14 protein-coding genes and 2 pseudogenes are annotated in these 15,647 nt (G+C 60.9%); 7 read left to right on the top strand and 9 right to left on the bottom strand.

Features of this window, described 5'->3' with window-relative positions:
* Positions 1–93: 93 nt before the first annotated feature.
* Positions 94–835, top strand: a pseudogene (locus J5Y17_RS18060) (IS30 family transposase); the annotation flags it as partial.
* 197 nt (positions 836–1,032) lie between these two features.
* Here the strand turns inward: J5Y17_RS18060 and J5Y17_RS18055 are convergent.
* From J5Y17_RS18055 to J5Y17_RS18025, 7 genes are all read right to left on the bottom strand, one after another.
* Positions 1,033–2,160 carry a zinc-dependent alcohol dehydrogenase family protein gene (locus J5Y17_RS18055; RefSeq protein WP_219787261.1) on the bottom strand — a complete coding sequence of 376 codons (1,128 nt, stop codon included), beginning with the start codon at positions 2,158–2,160 and terminating at the stop codon, positions 1,033–1,035.
* Between the two features lie 27 nt (positions 2,161–2,187).
* Positions 2,188–2,880 carry an ATP-binding cassette domain-containing protein gene (locus tag J5Y17_RS18050; RefSeq protein ID WP_219787260.1) on the bottom strand — a complete coding sequence of 231 codons (693 nt, stop codon included), beginning with the start codon at positions 2,878–2,880 and terminating at the stop codon, positions 2,188–2,190.
* Positions 2,873–3,634, bottom strand: coding sequence for an ABC transporter ATP-binding protein (locus tag J5Y17_RS18045; protein ID WP_219787259.1), 762 nt, complete (start codon positions 3,632–3,634; stop codon positions 2,873–2,875). The genes J5Y17_RS18050 and J5Y17_RS18045 overlap by 8 nt, the downstream gene beginning before the upstream one ends.
* Positions 3,631–4,584, bottom strand: a complete 954-nt coding sequence (locus J5Y17_RS18040) for a branched-chain amino acid ABC transporter permease (RefSeq protein WP_219787258.1) — start codon at positions 4,582–4,584, stop codon at positions 3,631–3,633. The genes J5Y17_RS18045 and J5Y17_RS18040 overlap by 4 nt, the downstream gene beginning before the upstream one ends.
* Positions 4,581–5,477 (bottom strand): branched-chain amino acid ABC transporter permease, encoded by an 897-nt coding sequence (locus tag J5Y17_RS18035; protein WP_219787257.1) that lies wholly within the window; start codon positions 5,475–5,477, stop codon positions 4,581–4,583. Before J5Y17_RS18035 ends, J5Y17_RS18040 begins: the two co-directional genes overlap by 4 nt.
* Before the next feature lie 63 nt (positions 5,478–5,540).
* Positions 5,541–6,800 (bottom strand): ABC transporter substrate-binding protein, encoded by a 1,260-nt coding sequence (locus J5Y17_RS18030; RefSeq protein WP_219787256.1) that lies wholly within the window; start codon positions 6,798–6,800, stop codon positions 5,541–5,543.
* A gap of 45 nt (positions 6,801–6,845) precedes the next feature.
* The gene (locus tag J5Y17_RS18025) at positions 6,846–8,297 is read right to left on the bottom strand and encodes an NAD-dependent succinate-semialdehyde dehydrogenase (RefSeq protein WP_219787255.1); all 1,452 of its coding nucleotides are present in this window, start codon (positions 8,295–8,297) and stop codon (positions 6,846–6,848) included.
* 202 nt (positions 8,298–8,499) lie between these two features.
* Here J5Y17_RS18025 and J5Y17_RS18020 point away from each other — a divergent pair, with 202 nt between their 5' ends.
* Positions 8,500–9,285, top strand: coding sequence for an IclR family transcriptional regulator (locus tag J5Y17_RS18020; protein ID WP_219787254.1), 786 nt, complete (start codon positions 8,500–8,502; stop codon positions 9,283–9,285).
* Here J5Y17_RS18020 and J5Y17_RS18015 read toward each other — a convergent pair.
* Positions 9,282–10,184: a LysR family transcriptional regulator gene (locus J5Y17_RS18015; protein WP_219787253.1), complete on the bottom strand. Its 903-nt coding sequence runs from the start codon at positions 10,182–10,184 to the stop codon at positions 9,282–9,284. The genes J5Y17_RS18020 and J5Y17_RS18015 overlap by 4 nt on opposite strands.
* 115 nt (positions 10,185–10,299) lie before the next feature.
* On the opposite strand from J5Y17_RS18015, the gene J5Y17_RS18010 reads away from it, so the two are divergent.
* From J5Y17_RS18010 to J5Y17_RS17990, 5 genes are read left to right on the top strand one after another with little or no spacing between them, the layout of a single operon-like run.
* Positions 10,300–11,499 carry an acyl-CoA dehydrogenase gene (locus tag J5Y17_RS18010; protein ID WP_219787252.1) on the top strand — a complete coding sequence of 400 codons (1,200 nt, stop codon included), beginning with the start codon at positions 10,300–10,302 and terminating at the stop codon, positions 11,497–11,499.
* 3 nt (positions 11,500–11,502) lie between these two features.
* Positions 11,503–12,657 (top strand): CaiB/BaiF CoA-transferase family protein, encoded by a 1,155-nt coding sequence (locus J5Y17_RS18005; protein WP_219787251.1) that lies wholly within the window; start codon positions 11,503–11,505, stop codon positions 12,655–12,657.
* Complete coding sequence (locus J5Y17_RS18000; RefSeq protein WP_219787250.1) at positions 12,654–13,529, top strand: 3-hydroxybutyryl-CoA dehydrogenase; 876 nt, start codon at positions 12,654–12,656, stop codon at positions 13,527–13,529. Before J5Y17_RS18005 ends, J5Y17_RS18000 begins: the two co-directional genes overlap by 4 nt.
* A 19-nt stretch (positions 13,530–13,548) precedes the next feature.
* Positions 13,549–14,301 carry an electron transfer flavoprotein subunit beta/FixA family protein gene (locus J5Y17_RS17995; RefSeq protein WP_219787249.1) on the top strand — a complete coding sequence of 251 codons (753 nt, stop codon included), beginning with the start codon at positions 13,549–13,551 and terminating at the stop codon, positions 14,299–14,301.
* On the top strand, positions 14,301–15,221 hold the full coding sequence (locus J5Y17_RS17990) for an electron transfer flavoprotein subunit alpha/FixB family protein (RefSeq protein WP_219787248.1): 921 nt from the start codon (positions 14,301–14,303) through the stop codon (positions 15,219–15,221). Before J5Y17_RS17995 ends, J5Y17_RS17990 begins: the two co-directional genes overlap by 1 nt.
* 65 nt (positions 15,222–15,286) lie before the next feature.
* On the opposite strand, the pseudogene J5Y17_RS17985 reads toward J5Y17_RS17990, so the two are convergent.
* Positions 15,287–15,519 (bottom strand): annotated as a pseudogene (locus tag J5Y17_RS17985) (aldehyde dehydrogenase family protein); the annotation flags it as partial.
* Between the last annotated feature and the right edge of the window lie 128 nt (positions 15,520–15,647).

The following is a 15,647-nucleotide window of genomic DNA, read 5'->3' as shown; positions in this document are numbered from 1 at the left end:
TGGGATTTACATTGTGTGTAGCATGGGTGCGCGCTACCTTGAAGTGCGACTCCTATTAGAAACCAAAGGGTTATCTAATGAGGAGATTGTGCCATGAGTGGCTCCTACAAGCAATTGAACATCGAAGAACGGCGTAAAATCGAACGCTGGCTGAGTGCTAAAGTGCCAGTTCGCGAGATGGCGCGTGTGTTAAAGCGCTCGAAAGCGACGCTGTACCGCGAATTGAAGCGGAACTATTTTGTCGACGAGAGCCTGCCAAAATAAGAGGGCTATTATGGCGCGGCGGCGCAATTGAAAGCTGATGGCCGCCGTGCTCGGCAGCGTAAGCTGATCAAGCATCCTGTTCCGCCCAGATGACGTGGCGCATCGACGTCAGTTTGGCCATTGGGAAGCTGATTTGGTCTTGTTCAAACAAAGCTTTGGTCAAACGAACATCACATCGATGGTCGAGCGCGTTAGCCGGTTCACGGTGCTGTTGAAGAACCCGAACAAGCGCACGAAGCCAGTCATGGGCAAAATCATGAAAGCCATCGGCGATCTGCCCCTCATGGCGCGTAAGTCGATCACATTTGACCGCGGCACAGAGTTCGTGAGCTGTCCGCATCTCCAGGCCGAACTCGGCGCCCAAACGTGGTTTTGCGACCCGTCATCGCCCTGGCAGAAAGGCACCGTCGAGAACACCAATCGACGGGTCAGGAAGCGGCTGCCGCGCACGCGAGACATTACACGGATGTCAGACCATGAACTGAAACAACTCTGCGATCAGCTCAACAACACACCGCGAAAATGCCTCGGCTGGAAGACCCCTGCAGAGGTCTTCCGAGAAAGGATGCTGGCGGAAATGGGACGGACCCCCTTCCCGTTCTCCGCAGGATCGGTCGCCGCCGCACCCCTCACAGGGTGCGGCATCAATATTTCCGCTGACAGGTATCCTTCGATCAGAAAGCCGACCCATAGTTTTGTCTAAAATGGAAACGCGCGGGCAAGTGTCCCTGCCCGCGCGTTTCTACATCTGACTATAACCGTGTCGGATCAGTCGAAGACCACGACTTGACGGATGGCATCCCCCGCGGCGAGACGTTCGAAGCCTTCGTTGATCTCGTCGAGCGTGAGCCGGTGGGTCATCAGTTTCTCAATCGGGAGCTGACCGGCCTGCATCATCTGCGCAAAGCGCGGGATGTCGCGGACAGGCACGCAGGAACCGACATAGGAGCCTTTGAGCACACGCTCTTCGGCGGTGAGGGACACAGCGGGAAAGCTCATCTTCGCTTCGGGGTGCGGCAGGCCTGCGGTGACGGTGCTCCCGCCACGGCGAGTGATCTTGTAGGCGAATTCGAGCGCAGGAACAGCGCCCGCGAGTTCAACCGCGAGATCGACACCCCCGCCGGTCCACTCCTTGACCTTGGCTACGGCGTCTTCGTCCCGCGGGTCAATGGCGTAATCCGCGCCGAGTTCAATCGCGTGTACCCGCTTGCTCTCGCTCAGGTCCACGGCGACAACGGTGCGTGCGCCCGCCGCCTTTGCACCCAAAAGCGCGGCAAGCCCGACACCCCCGAGACCGACGATGGCACAGCTCTGGCCCATCTTCAGGTCCCCAGAGTTAAGCACAGCGCCAACACCCGTGAGCACGGCACAGCCGAGCAGGGCCGCCTTGTCCAGAGGGATGTCTTTGGGGATCTTCACGACGGAGTTTTCGGACATCACCGCATAGGTGCTAAAGGCCGACACGCCGACGTGGTGGTTCACCACTTCGTCGCCGATATGGATGCGCTTGTCCCCGTTGAGCAGGGTGCCTTTCGCGCCCGCCGCAGCACCCGGTTCACAGAGCGCGGGGCGGCCTTCGGCACAGGGAACACAGTGGCCACACGACGCGATGAATACCATCACCACGTGATCGCCCGGCGCAAATCGGGTGACACCGGGGCCAACGGCTTCAACGACGCCCGATGCTTCGTGGCCGAGTGCAACCGGCGTGTCGCGGGGACGGTCGCCATTGATCACCGACAGATCGGAGTGGCACAGGCCCGCAGCGGCCATCTTGATCAACAGCTCGCCAGGGCCCGGATCGTCCAGATCGGCCTCAACGATTTCGAGCGGCTTGCTCTCGGTATAGGGGCGCTCTGCGCCCATCTTGCGGAGAAGAGAAATCTTCGTCTTCATGGGTCCTCCTTTCGCCTCTCGGCGATATCAATGTGTCTCTGCGGCTTCGGCCGTCATCGGCTCAATCTCACCGCGTTCGATGACATAAAGCGCATCGAGCAGGCCCGCCGAATGCACGTGGTCGGATTCCGACAACAGCACCGACAGCCCCTCACCGCGCAGCGAGGCGATCACTTCGATCAGGCGTTGCGCCAGCGCAGGCGCCACCCCCTCGAACGGCTCGTCGAGCAGCAAGAGTTTGTGACCGACGATCAACGCCCGCCCCAGTGCCACCAGCTTTTGCTGGCCACCCGAGAGCGCGAGCGCCTTGCGATCTGCAAAGCGCGCGATTTCCGGCATGAGTTCGTAGATCCATTCGAGCCGCTTCATATCAACAGCCGCCCCGAGCGCCTGAACCGGCAGGAGGATGTTATCCTCAACCGAGAACTCGGGGATCAAGCGGCGGTCTTCGGGCATGTAGCCGACGCCCAAAGCCGCGCGCATGTGGGCGGGTTGGTCGCTCATGTCCTCGCCCGCAATGGCGATTTGTCCTGCGGTGACGGGCAAAAGCCCCATCACCGAACGCATGAACGTCGTCTTGCCCGCACCGTTGCGCCCGATCAGGCCAACAGTGGTGCCCGGCGCGATGTCCATATGCGCGCCCCGCAGGATCGGCGTGCCCGCGATGGACACATCGAGGCCGGACGTCGAAAGGATCATCTCTGGCGTTGTGTCAGGCATGGGCGGTTCCTCCAATCACATATTTGCGCACTTCGTCATTGCGCAGCACCTCTTCGGTCGGACCATCCGCGAGGATCGTACCCTCGTAGAAAGCAATGGTGCGCGAGGCAAAGCGCGACACGATATCCATGTCGTGCTCGATGAAGAGAACAGTGCCTTCGCCGTTCATAAGCGGGGTGATCACGCTCTCCATCATGCTGATTTTCTCGTCAACGGAGACACCGGATGTCGGCTCGTCGAGCAGGATCACCGCAGGGTCGTCCACAGCGGCCATCGCGATGTCGAGCTGTTTCTTAACGCCCTGCGGCAGGGTGGCAACGCGCGTATCCGCGAATTTTTCGAGGCCGAAACGCGCCAGCACCCCGCGCGCCGCATGCATGCGGGCGTCCGTGATGGCATGGGAACTCAGGCTGCCCTTGGTCTCAAGCGCAGCGATCTCTGCGATCATGGCGTTTTCCAATGCGGTCAGCTCGGGGAAAATCTGGCTGATCTGGAAACTGCGCCGGATCCCGGCCCGCGCCGTGTCACGCGGCGACATGCCGGTGATGTCACGCCCGCGAAAGCTGATCTTTCCGGCGGAGGGTTTGAGATAGCCCGTCACCATGTTGACAAAGGTCGTTTTGCCAGCGCCGTTTGACCCGATCACGGCCACGGTTTCGCCTGCATGGAGCGCCACGGAGATATCCCGCGCCGCAACCACACCGCCAAAGCGCTTTTCGAGACCTTCGGTTGTGAGAATAGGTGTCTGGGTCATGCCTTGCCCCTCCGGTCAATCAGGGACCACAAACCGCCTGGCAGCAACAGGATCGCAGCGAGCATCACCGCGCCGAGGATCATCTGCCACGCGTTCGGTGCAATATCCAATGCGTAGGTCTGCACCAGTTCGAGCAGGAAGAACCCGATCACAGGTGCGATGGTGCTGCCGCGACCGGCAAGCAAGGCCACAAAGACAAAGCCGCCCGAGGTGGTCCAGTTGGTCATCAGCGGATCAACGTGACCCGTGGAGATGGCAAGAAGCCCCCCACCGAGACCCGAAATCCCCGCCGCCGTCACGATCACAAAGAACACGATGCGCTTCGGAGACGCGCCGAGATATTCGAGACGGATCTCGTTTTCGGCCACGGCCTCACAGAGCATCCCCGCGCCGGAGCGCAGGTAACGCGCGACCACGAGGCAGGACACCACGACCAGAACCGCGGCGAGCGTATAGACCACATCCGCGCGGATCTCGCGCTCCGGCAGCCAGCCGAGATAGGTCACAGGCGGGACGTTGAACCCGTCGGTCGAGCCGAGGGCTGCGGCCTTGACGAGCACGCCATAGAGGATCATCGACACCGCGAGCGAGAGCATCGCATAGAAAATCTCACGATAACGGGCCAGCAACAGACCGAGGAGCGCCCCCGCCAGAAGCGCGACGACAACGGCGCTCGCCAACAGGACAAAGACATCGGTGATCCCGAGTTTTGCGGACAGAAGGCCCACGGCATAACCGCCGAGACAGTAGTAAAGCCCTTGCCCGAAGTTCACGAGACCGGCGCGCATCTGGATCGCAACGCCGAGCGCCACGAGGCCACCGGCCAATGCGGTTTGCAGCAGGAACCGCAGCCAGCTCGGCAGGAAGAATCCCGCGATGAGCAGGAGGGCGAGCACGGCGATATAGACCGGCTCGCGGCGAAAATCTGTTTTCATCATAGTTTGCGTCATATCTTGCGTCCCGAAACCTTTGCGAACAGCCCGTGCGGACGCACCGCGAGAACCGCCGCCATGACAGCGTAAATGGCGAAGAGTTCGAACTCAGGGGCGAGGTGGACACTCAGCGCCCGCGCATAGCCCGCGAAAACCGCACCGATGGCCGCGCCGGGGATCGACCCCAATCCGCCGATGACCACCACGGCAAAGGCGAGGATGATCACTTCGACCCCGATACCCGGCGTCACGGCGATTTTGGGCGCGGTCACAGCGCCACCCACCACAGCAAAGAAAGTGCCAATGGCGAAGGTCGTGGCAAAGATGCGTTTGACGTTGATCCCCATGGCGGCGGAAATCTCGCGATCCGCGACAACCGCCGTGGTCATCCGGCCCATGCGCGACCGCTCCAGCCAGAACCACAGCGCCACACCGAGCACCACAGCCAGCACCACCATCAACAGGTCATACACCTGATAGGGCAGCCCCCCGATTTCGACGAAGCCGAAATAGGCATAGGGTTGGTAGACGAAATAGCTCTCGACGCCCCAGATCAGCTTGACCGCGTCACCGAGGATCAGGAAGAGCGCGTAGGTGACGAGCACCATCAGCACTTCGTCTTTGCCGTAGAGAAAGCGCAGCACGCCGCGTTCGACAGCGAGGCCGAGCACGACACCGGCAATCAGGGCAACGAGGCCCATGGCGAGGAAGGCCAAGGCCTCCGGCAGCCCTGCCCCATAGTAAAGGCCGAGCGTCGAAGCACAGACATAGGCCCCAATGGCATAGAACGCGCCGTGCGCGATGTTCAGGATACGCATGACCCCGTAGATGAGCGTCAGCCCTACGGCGACAAGAAACAGCCAGGCGGAATAGTTAAGCCCGTCAAGCATAATGGCGGTGAATTTGAGCATGAGTGTCTTTCTCGGTCAGATCGGACAGGTCAGGGGGCGCGCCAGGCGCCCCCTGTGGAGGAGTTACTCGCAGACGGCGCCTTCGAAACCGGAGGCGATCCAGTCTTCGGCGCGCATGTCGGCTGGCGGGCTGACACATTCGGCTTCGTAGAACTTGACGTTCTCGACCGTCGGCTTGCCATCCACCTGGGTCACAGTGCCAAAGCCGATGCCCTGAATGGCCTGGTGACCGTTTGCATTCGCCATTTTCACGATGCCCGAGGGTGCCTCGAATTCGAGACCCGTCATTGCAGCTGCGGCATCAGCAGCCGTTGCGCCTTCGCCGGCTTTTGCATAGGCGGCTTTCGCGCCCAGAACTGCCTGCGCCATTTTCCATGCTGGATAGGTCGGGTATTCACCGAAACGCTCTTCGTAGGCGGCAGCGAACCACGTGCTCAGATCGTTTTCAGGGGCAAAGACGCTGAACGGACCACGTGCGGAAACAATGGCGCCTTCCGGAATGTTCTTGCCAACCGCAGGGAACAGAGCTTCGCCGCAAGTCATCAGGACGGCGGAGCGCGCAAACAGCCCGCGCGGTGCCGCCTGAAGAACGAATGCTTCGAGATCCCCTCCCCAGAAGGAGTTGTAAACCACGTTTGGGGACGAAGTCAGCAGAGCCGAAACCTCAGCACCGTATTGGCCTGCGCCGAGCTGCGGCATCTGGTTGGAGACATATTTGCTCTCGGTGCCGAGCGCATCAAGCGCGCCGGTGAAGTCACGCCAGTTGTCCTGACCCCATGCATAGTTCTGGTTGATACCGGCCACTCGGCTCAGATCGTAACCGCTGTCTCTGAGGTACCGGGCGGCGCCCACGGCGTCCGGCGTCGCGGTCGGGCCGGTGCGGAACAGAAATTTCGGTTCGGTCACGACATCCTCGAACACCTGCGGAGTGCCGCAGTCGACGAAGATCGTGAAGGTTTCAAGCTCTTCAGCTACCGGAGCAACCGATTTACAGTTACCCGAGGACGTATAGCCGATCACAGCCTCAACGCCGGTGCGCTCTACGAGGTTGCGGTATTCGACCACGGCGTCAGAGGCTTCGTCGATGAAGGTCGCGTCAATCATACGACCACCGATGCCCATGCTGTTATAGGGCGCAGGCACCTCACCGGCGTTCAGCGCATCAAACATCAGCTCGGCTGCGTTTTTCTCCGGCTCGCCGAAGGGGCCAGCGGCGGCACCCGACAGGAAGACCGGCACGCCGATCTTGATGCTGTCTTGCGCCATCGCCGCGCCAGTGAGCGCTAACGTCGAGACGCAGGCAAGGGTTGCAATCTTCTTCATGGTCTCTTTTCCTCCCATTGGAAATTTTTGACTGACGATCCGGTATCAGATCGACAGGCAGGCGTATTTGATCTCGAGGTAATCCTCGATGCCGTATTTCGACCCTTCGCGGCCAAGGCCGCTGGTCTTGATGCCGCCGAAGGGCGCTTCGGCGGTTGACGTCAGGCCGGTATTCACCCCGACCATTCCGTATTCGAGTGCCTCCAGAACCCGGAACGTGCGTCCGAGGTTGGTCGTATAGAAATACGAGGCGAGGCCGTATTCGCTGTCATTCGCCAGAGCGAGCACCTCTTCCTCCGTGTCGAACGGGATCACGGGGGCAAGCGGGCCAAAGGTCTCCTCGCGCGAGCACCGCATGTCCGGAGTCACCCCCGTCAGGACCGATGGCTCGAAGAACAGCGTGTCATTGCCAATCCGCCGCCCGCCACAGAGCAGCTGTGCCCCCTGAGACAGCGCGTCGGACAGATGCATTTCCACCTTCTCGACAGCGGCGGCGTTGATCAGCGGACCGATGACGGTGCCCGCCTCTGCGCCGTCCCCGACCTTGAGCGCGGAAACCTTTGCGGCGAGCTTTTCGGTAAAGGCCTCGTAGATGCCCGACTGCGCATAGATCCGGTTGGCGCAGACACAGGTCTGGCCCGCGTTGCGGAATTTCGCGATCAAAGCTCCTTCGACAGCCGCATCCAGATCGGCATCGTTGAACACGATGAACGGCGCGTTGCCGCCAAGTTCGAGACTGAGTTTCTTGAGGTGCTTCGCACTCTGCTCCATAAGGATCTGGCCCACACGGGTCGATCCGGTAAAGCTGATCTTGCGCACCACCGGACTGTCGCAGAACACTTTGCCGATCCCTGCGGCGTCGGCCGATGTCACCACGTTGAACACGCCTGCGGGCAGGCCTGCGCGGACACCAAGCTCAGCCATCGCGAGCGCCGAGAGCGGCGTGAGTTCCGAAGGACGCGCCACGAAAGTGCAGCCTGCCGCCAACGCCGGAGCCACCTTGCGGGCGATCATTGCATTCGGAAAGTTCCACGGGGTAATCGACGCGGCGACGCCAATCGGTTGTTTGAGCACGAGGATACGTTTGTCAGGCTGATGTCCGGGAATGGTGTCGCCATAAATCCGGCGGCCCTCCTCCGCGAACCAATCGAGAAACGATGCGCCGTATCCAATCTCGCCCTTCGCCTCTGCCAGCGGTTTGCCCATCTCTGCAGTCAGAATTCGGCCCAGATCGTCGGCATTCTCACGCATCAGTTTAGCCCAACGGCGCAGAATGTCAGAGCGTTCGAGGGCGGTCTTTGCAGCCCATGCAGGCTGCGCGGCGCGAGCGGCTTCAATCGCGTTTTGCGCGGCACCAGCGCCAAGATCGGCAACTTCGGCGATGACATCGCCGGTGGCCGGGTTCACAACCGGAGTACGCGCGTCAGAAGACACCCATTGTCCGTTCACATGGGCATCGACGCACAAAAGGGACTCGTCCCGCAGGCCGTTGATCATTGTATTCCTCCCTTGATCTTTCGATCATACGGTGTTCAGTATGCTGAATGCCGTTCCTCACAATGAATGATAGACATGATTCCACTTGTGTCAAACAATGTTTTTTCGCTTATGACCATTCGACTCCTAAGCTCGGGTCGCCAGCGCGCGAGCACGACAGCACCCGCAACACCCACGCGCCCAGACAGATGACGACAGACCGATGACCGCAGAAAAAAATGATAAACCGCTCGTGCCAGCCCTCTCACGCGGCGCTCATATTCTCGACATGGTGGGGGACGAGCCGGACGCACTCACGCTCGCTGAACTCAGCAGACGTATGGGCGTGGCGAAAAGTTCTGTGCACTCACTTTGCGCCACTTTACAAGAGCTTGGCCTCCTGAGACGCAATTCGGACCAAACCTTTGCCATCGGTCCGCACGTCATGCGCTGGAGCCGCGCGTTTTCACGTCGGAGCGACGTGGCCGCAGAATTCGCGCGGATCTGGGACGAAAACACCAGCGAATTGCAGGGTGCGACGATCACCCTTTCGGTGCCTGATGGCAAAGAGGTGGTCTATGTCGGTGCGCGCAATTCGAATCGCACGCCGTGGTTCCAGTTCCGCGTCGGGACGCGCCTGCCGATGGCCTTTACCGCCACGGGATACGCGATGATGAGCCGGATGACCGATTCTGAAATCCGTCTGCGGTTCCGGGACGGGTTACCTGATCCGATGACGCCCTTCTCCCCAAAAAACCTGGAAGAAATCATGGTCCATGTACGTCTTGCGCGCGAACGTGGCTACTCTCGAGAGGAGCAGGGCGTTTGTGAAGGAATGATCTGTTTCGGCGCACCGGTTCTCAACGCGCAAAACGCGGTCATCGCAGGGGTCGCTGTGAGCCTGCCGATTGATGACATGACCGAAGAATATGAAACCGCCGTCGTCGCCACCCTCCGACAAATCGCGGCGACGATCTCGCAACGTCTGGGCGCAGATATCGACAGTTAACCGGCGGCTTGCTGCGCCAATAGATCCTCGGACAACCAGTTGCGCAGCGCGACAAGCGGCGGGTATTCATCCTTGTCCGATGGCCACACGAGCCAATAGGCCGCGCCCACCTTCACCGCCTGCCTCATGACGGGGACGAGACGCCCCTCTTTGATCTCGATCTGCGCCAGGTAGTCCGGCAAGAGCGCAATCCCGAGCCCCGAAATCGCGGCCTGAATCATCATCGAAAACTGGTCCATCAACATGCCACCCGCCTGCACGGGCGGTTCGTCCTGTCCCTTGAACCAATCCGCCCAAAAGGTCGGACGGCTTTCGAGATGCAGCATCGGAAGGTCGGCAAGATCGGACAATCTTTGCAGATCACGGGAGGCGGCGATCTCCAGCGACACACAGGCCGTCGCCCGTTCGTCAAAGAGCTTCATATGCCGCGCACCTTCCCAGTCGCTCTGCCCGTAGTAGATCGACGCGTCAAAAGTTTCCTCGGAGAAATTGAACCGCCCGATCCGCGTCGACATATTCACACCGACCCCCGGATACGCGCTCAAGAACGCCCCGAGATTCGGCCCGAGCCAGCGGGTCGCAAACGTTGGCAACACCGCGAGCGACAGGCTCCCGCCATCGGGGTTCGTGACCACGGACATCGAAGAGCGCTGAATGATGTCGAGCGCCCGCGCCACGTCCCGCTGATAGCTCAACGCCGCCGAATTGGGGATCAGGCGCCGCCGTTCCCGTGTGAACAACTCTTTGCCGAGTTGCTCCTCCAGCGTGAGGATCAAACGGCTGACCGTACTCTGCGTCAGGTTCAGTTCTGCCGCGGCCGCCGTCACCGACCGGAGCCGCACAACCGCGTCGAAGGCCATCAGGAGTTTGAGCGAAGGTAGAAAGCGTCTCTGTCTCATATCATTCATTTACTGCATGATTAGATGCGTAAATATCGCTTTTTTACTCAAATATCCATGCATAATATCGCCGGAAATGCATAACCCCGCACCCGCGGCATGGAGGAAAACATCAATGTCCCCGACGTCTCACAAAGGTCTCTCGTTCAACTGGGCCGACCCGTTCCTGCTCGAAGACCAGCTCACCGACGAAGAGCGCATGATCTCGGACTCCGCGCATCAGTTTGCGCAGGACCGCCTACTTCCGCGCGTCGAAGAGGCCTATCTGAACGAACACACCGACCCGGAAATCTTTCGCGAGATGGGCGAGCTCGGCCTCTTGGGGGTTACGGTGCCGGAGGAATACGGTGGGGTTGGCGCCTCCTATGTGTCCTATGGACTCGTGGCCCGCGCGGTCGAAGGTGTCGATAGCGGCTATCGCTCCATGATGTCGGTGCAATCCTCGCTCGTGATGTATCCGATCTACGCCTACGGTTCTGAAGAGCAGAAAAAGAAATACCTCCCGAAACTCGCGAGCGGCGAATATATCGGCTGCTTCGGTCTCACCGAACCCGACGCCGGCTCCGATCCGGCGGGCATGAAAACCCGCGCAATCAAAACCGACAGCGGCTATCGCCTCATCGGGTCGAAAATGTGGATTTCCAACAGCCCGATCGCCGACGTGTTCGTCGTCTGGGCGAAATCCGAAGCCCATGATGGCAAGGTGCGCGGCTTTATCCTCGAAAAAGGGATGAAGGGTCTGAGCGCGCCGAAGATCGGCGGCAAACTCAGCCTGCGCGCGTCGATCACGGGCGAAATCGTGATGGACAATGTCGAGGTGGGCGAAGATGCGCTCCTGCCGAATGTGCAGGGCATGGGTGGCCCGTTCGGCTGTCTCAACCGTGCCCGCTACGGCATCGCTTGGGGCGTCATGGGCGCGGCCGAAGACTGCCTGCATCGCACCCGCCAATACGGGCTCGACCGGATTCAGTTCAACCGCCCGCTCGCGGCGACCCAGCTCTATCAAAAGAAACTCGCCGATATGGAAACCGAGATCGCGCTCGGCCTTCAGGCCTGTCTGCGCGTCGGTCGCCTCTTTGACGAAGGCCGCTTTGCGCCGGAGATGATTTCGCTCATCAAGCGCAACAACTGCGGAAAGGCCCTCGATATCGCCCGCAATGCCCGCGACATGCACGGCGGCAACGGCATCCAGATCGAATACCACGTGATGCGCCACGCTCAGAACCTCGAAACGGTGAACACCTACGAGGGCACCCATGACGTGCACGCGCTGATCCTCGGTCGCGCCATCACCGACCTGCAAGCCTTCGCTTGATCCATGACGACGGACGCTCCGCTCAAGGGCCTGAAGGTCGTCGAACTCGCGCGTATTCTGGCCGGTCCCTGGATCGGTCAGACCCTCGCGGATCTCGGTGCCGAGGTGATCAAGATCGAGTCCCCCGAAGGCGATGATACGCGCCGTTGGGGTCCTCCCTTTCTCGAACGCCCCTTGCCCGATGGCGGCTCCGAGACGGTCGCCGCCTATTTTCACGCCGCCAACCGAGGAAAACGCTCGCGCATCTGCGACTTTTCCAACGCCGACGATCTCGCCGCGCTGAAAGAGCTAATCGCAGAAGCCGACGTGGTGATCGAGAACTTCAAAGTCGGCGGACTCAAGAAATTCGGACTGGATTACGAGAGCCTCTCCGCCCTCAACCCGCGCCTCGTCTATGCCTCTGTCACGGGCTTCGGTCAGGACGGCCCGCGCGCGCGCCAGCCGGGGTATGATTTTCTCATTCAGGGCATGTGCGGGATCATGGATCTGACCGGTGCGCCCGACGGCGAACCGCAGAAAGTCGGCGTTGCGTGGATCGACATTTTCACCGGCCTTTACGGTGTGATCGGGGTGCAGGCCGCGCTCGCGGAACGCGAACGCTCCGGTCTCGGCCAACATGTCGATCTGTCTCTTCTCGATTGCGGCGTGGGGGTCCTCGCCAACCAGGCAGCCAATTTCCTGATCGGCGGTTTGACTCCCACACGGCTCGGCAACGCCCACCCGAATATCGTTCCCTATCAGGTCTTCCCCTGTGCCGACGGCCATCTGATCGTCGCCTGTGGCAATGACCGCCAATTCGCCGCCCTCTGCGACATGCTCGGCCTCGACGATCTGGCCAGTGATCCCCGTTTCGCGACCAACCCTGCCCGCGTGCAGAACCGTGACGCGCTCACACCGCTCCTGAGCGCCGCGATGGAAACACGCGGCAAAGCCGAGTTGATATCCGGACTGGAGGCCGCCGGTGTGCCGGGCGGACCGATCAACACCGTCGCCGAAGCCCTGAACGAACCCCAGATCACCGCACGCGGGATGCGTATCGCGCCCGAAGGGATCGACGGGTTGCGCACACCCATCCGCTTTTCCCGAAGCGACATGACACTCGATGCCGCAGCGCCGGTCCTTGGCGGCGGCGCATCCGGTTTCGGAGAAACTGAATGACACTATCCTCAATCTCGATCATCGGCGCGGGCCAGATGGGCGCGGGCATTGCACAGGTCTGCGCGCAGTCCGGCTATGAAGTGCGCCTCAATGACGTTTCCGACGATGCGCTCGAACGGGCCCGCGGCGGCATCGCGCACCGGCTCAACCGGCTTGTCGAGCGCGGCAAACTGAGCGCTGAAGACTGCGTCGCGGCGCTCGACCGCATCACGATGACGCGCGATCTCTCGGAGGTCGGGGCCTCCGGTCTCGTCATTGAGGCCGCGACCGAAAACGAGGCGCTCAAGCACCAGATCTTCGCCTCCCTTGGGGCGCACATCCAGCCCGACACCATTCTGGCGTCGAACACATCCTCGATTTCGATCACCCGCCTCGCGGCGCGCACGGACCGCCCCGAACGCTTCATGGGCGTCCACTTTATGAACCCCGTCCCCGCGATGCAGCTGGTTGAACTGATCCGCGGCATTGCGACAGACGAACACACCTTCGAGACCTGCAAATGCCTCGTGGCGCAACTCGGCAAAACCGCGACAATGTCGGAGGATTTCCCTGCCTTCATCGTCAACCGCGTCCTGATCCCGATGATCAATGAGGCGGTCTATGTGCTTTACGAAGGGGTCGGTTCTGTGGAGAGCATCGACGGCTCCATGAAGCTCGGCGCAAACCATCCGATGGGGCCGCTGGAGCTCGCGGATTTCATCGGTCTCGATACCTGCATGGCGATAATGAAAGTCCTCTATGACGGGCTCGCCGATAGCAAATACCGCCCCTGCCCGCTCTTGATGAAATATGTCGAGGCAGGCTGGCTCGGCCGGAAAACGGGCCGTGGTTTCTATGATTATCGGGGCGAGACCCCGATCCCAACACGATAAGAAAACAGGAGATGCCGAGATGAAGGTGCTCGTCCCCGTGAAGCGGGTGATTGACTACAACGTGAAGGTCAAGGTTAAGGCCGACGGCACGGGTGTTGATCTTGCCAATGTGAAAATGTCGATGAACCCGTTCGACGAAATTTCTGTCGAAGCGGCCATTCGTCTCAAAGAGGCCGGTGTGGCCTCCGAGGTGGTGATCGTCTCCATCGGCGAAAAGAAATCCGTCGACACGATCCGCAATGCTTTGGCCATGGGCGCCGATCGCGGCATCCTGATCGAAGAGGATCAGGGCGTCGACATCGAGCCGCTCGCAGTGGCAAAAATCCTCGCCAAAGTGGTCGAAGAGGAAGCCCCCGAGCTGGTGATCCTCGGCAAGCAGGCCATCGACAACGACATGAACGCGACGGGTCAGATGCTGGCCGCGCTCTTGGGTTGGGGTCAGGCGACCTTTGCCTCCGAGATTGAGATTGCGGACGGCAAAGCCGTGGTGACACGCGAAGTGGACGGCGGTCTTCAGACCATTTCCACCGCTCTGCCGGCCATCGTGACGACCGATTTGCGCCTCAACGAGCCGCGCTACGCCTCGCTGCCGAACATCATGAAGGCGAAGAAAAAGCCGCTCGATGAGAAAACCGCCGCCGATTATGGCGTCGACACCTCCCCGCGTCTCACGGTGGTCACCACCGAAGAGCCCGCCGCGCGCGAAGCCGGGATCAAGGTCGGCTCCGTCGATGAACTTGTCGCGAAACTCAAAGAGGGAGGTCTGGTCTGATGGCTGTTCTGCTTCTCGCCGAAGTCGCGGGCGGTGCGCTCGCTGTTGATGCCACCGCCAAGGCGGCCACCGCCGGTGCCAAACTGGGCGATGTGACCGTGCTCGTCTGTGGCCCCGCCGCCGCAGGGGACGAGGCCGCGAAACTCGATGGCGTGTCCAAGGTTCTGGTCGCCGACGATGCGGCCTATGCTAACGGGTTGGCCGAAAACCTTGCCGATCTGATCGTGTCTCTGGCAGGTGACTATTCCCACATCATCGCGCCCGCGACCACCACCGGCAAAAACGTTCTGCCGCGCGTGGCGGCACTCTTGGATGTGATGGTGATCTCGGACGTGACCGAGGTTGTCGACGCCGACACGTTCAAACGTCCGGTCTATGCGGGCAACGCGGTGCAGACCGTGAAATCCGCGGATGCGACGAAAGTCATCTCCTTCCGCACCTCAACCTTCGACGCGGCTGGCACCTCCGGCTCTGCATCTGTCGAGGCCGTCTCGGGCGCGGGCGACAAAGGTCTCTCGGCCTTCGTCGAGGACAAGGTGGTCGAGAGCGACCGCCCGGAACTGACCTCCGCCAAGATCATCGTGTCTGGTGGCCGGGGTGTCGGCTCCGAAGAAAGCTTTGGCATCATCGAAGCGCTGGCCGACAAACTCGGCGCCGCTGTCGGCGCGTCGCGGGCTGCGGTGGATTCGGGCTATGCGCCCAACGACATGCAGGTCGGCCAGACCGGCAAGGTCGTGGCGCCCGAGCTCTACATCGCCTGCGGCATCTCGGGGGCGATCCAGCACCTCGCCGGCATGAAGGACTCGAAAGTGATCGTCGCGATCAACAAGGACGAAGAAGCCCCGATCTTCCAGGTCGCCGACTTCGGCCTCGTCGCAGACCTCTTCGACGCCGTCCCGGAACTGACCGAAAAGCTCTGAGTTTTGATGACATCAAACACGAAAGGCCCGCCAGTTTGGCGGGCCTTTTCGCCGATCCGACCGCCTTAGTGGGCTATCATCACGTGGCGGACGGTGGAGTAGTCTTCGAGCGCGTAGGAGGACATGTCCTTGCCGTAGCCCGATTTCTTCATGCCGCAGTGGGGCATTTCGTTGGGGAGCATGAAGTGGGTGTTCACCCAGGTGCAGCCGTATTGCAGCTTGGAGGCGACCTGCATGCCCTTCGAGATATCCCTGGTCCAGACACCGACGTGGCGAGGCCATAGGCGCTGTCATTGGCCGGCATTGTCAGGTTATTATTGATGGCACTCAAGAACGGGGCTGCGCGTAATTTTCAAGCGATCAACTCGCGTGCATACTCAGCCCAAATTTCGAAGGCATCGGCTCTGGCGTGGCGGTAGGAACGGG

Origin of the sequence: Celeribacter sp. PS-C1 (genome assembly GCF_019429625.1) — a bacterium.
Classification (GTDB): domain Bacteria; phylum Pseudomonadota; class Alphaproteobacteria; order Rhodobacterales; family Rhodobacteraceae; genus Celeribacter.
This window is presented reverse-complemented; position numbering and strand designations above follow the sequence as displayed.

What these genes read in the sequence shown, in the direction of transcription:
- J5Y17_RS17990 (WP_219787248.1), top strand. Translation starts at nt 14,301, where the DNA reads ATGGCTGTTCTGCTTCTCGCCGAAGTCGCGGGCGGTGCGCTCGCTGTT.
- J5Y17_RS18050 (WP_219787260.1), bottom strand. Translation starts at nt 2,880, where the DNA reads ATGCCTGACACAACGCCAGAGATGATCCTTTCGACGTCCGGCCTCGAT.
- J5Y17_RS18055 (WP_219787261.1), bottom strand. Translation starts at nt 2,160, where the DNA reads ATGAAGACGAAGATTTCTCTTCTCCGCAAGATGGGCGCAGAGCGCCCC.
- J5Y17_RS18035 (WP_219787257.1), bottom strand. Translation starts at nt 5,477, where the DNA reads ATGCTCAAATTCACCGCCATTATGCTTGACGGGCTTAACTATTCCGCC.
- J5Y17_RS18005 (WP_219787251.1), top strand. Translation starts at nt 11,503, where the DNA reads ATGACGACGGACGCTCCGCTCAAGGGCCTGAAGGTCGTCGAACTCGCG.
- J5Y17_RS18000 (WP_219787250.1), top strand. Translation starts at nt 12,654, where the DNA reads ATGACACTATCCTCAATCTCGATCATCGGCGCGGGCCAGATGGGCGCG.
- J5Y17_RS18015 (WP_219787253.1), bottom strand. Translation starts at nt 10,184, where the DNA reads ATGAGACAGAGACGCTTTCTACCTTCGCTCAAACTCCTGATGGCCTTC.
- J5Y17_RS18010 (WP_219787252.1), top strand. Translation starts at nt 10,300, where the DNA reads ATGTCCCCGACGTCTCACAAAGGTCTCTCGTTCAACTGGGCCGACCCG.
- J5Y17_RS18020 (WP_219787254.1), top strand. Translation starts at nt 8,500, where the DNA reads ATGACCGCAGAAAAAAATGATAAACCGCTCGTGCCAGCCCTCTCACGC.
- J5Y17_RS18040 (WP_219787258.1), bottom strand. Translation starts at nt 4,584, where the DNA reads ATGACGCAAACTATGATGAAAACAGATTTTCGCCGCGAGCCGGTCTAT.
- J5Y17_RS18030 (WP_219787256.1), bottom strand. Translation starts at nt 6,800, where the DNA reads ATGAAGAAGATTGCAACCCTTGCCTGCGTCTCGACGTTAGCGCTCACT.
- J5Y17_RS18045 (WP_219787259.1), bottom strand. Translation starts at nt 3,634, where the DNA reads ATGACCCAGACACCTATTCTCACAACCGAAGGTCTCGAAAAGCGCTTT.
- J5Y17_RS17995 (WP_219787249.1), top strand. Translation starts at nt 13,549, where the DNA reads ATGAAGGTGCTCGTCCCCGTGAAGCGGGTGATTGACTACAACGTGAAG.
- J5Y17_RS18025 (WP_219787255.1), bottom strand. Translation starts at nt 8,297, where the DNA reads ATGATCAACGGCCTGCGGGACGAGTCCCTTTTGTGCGTCGATGCCCAT.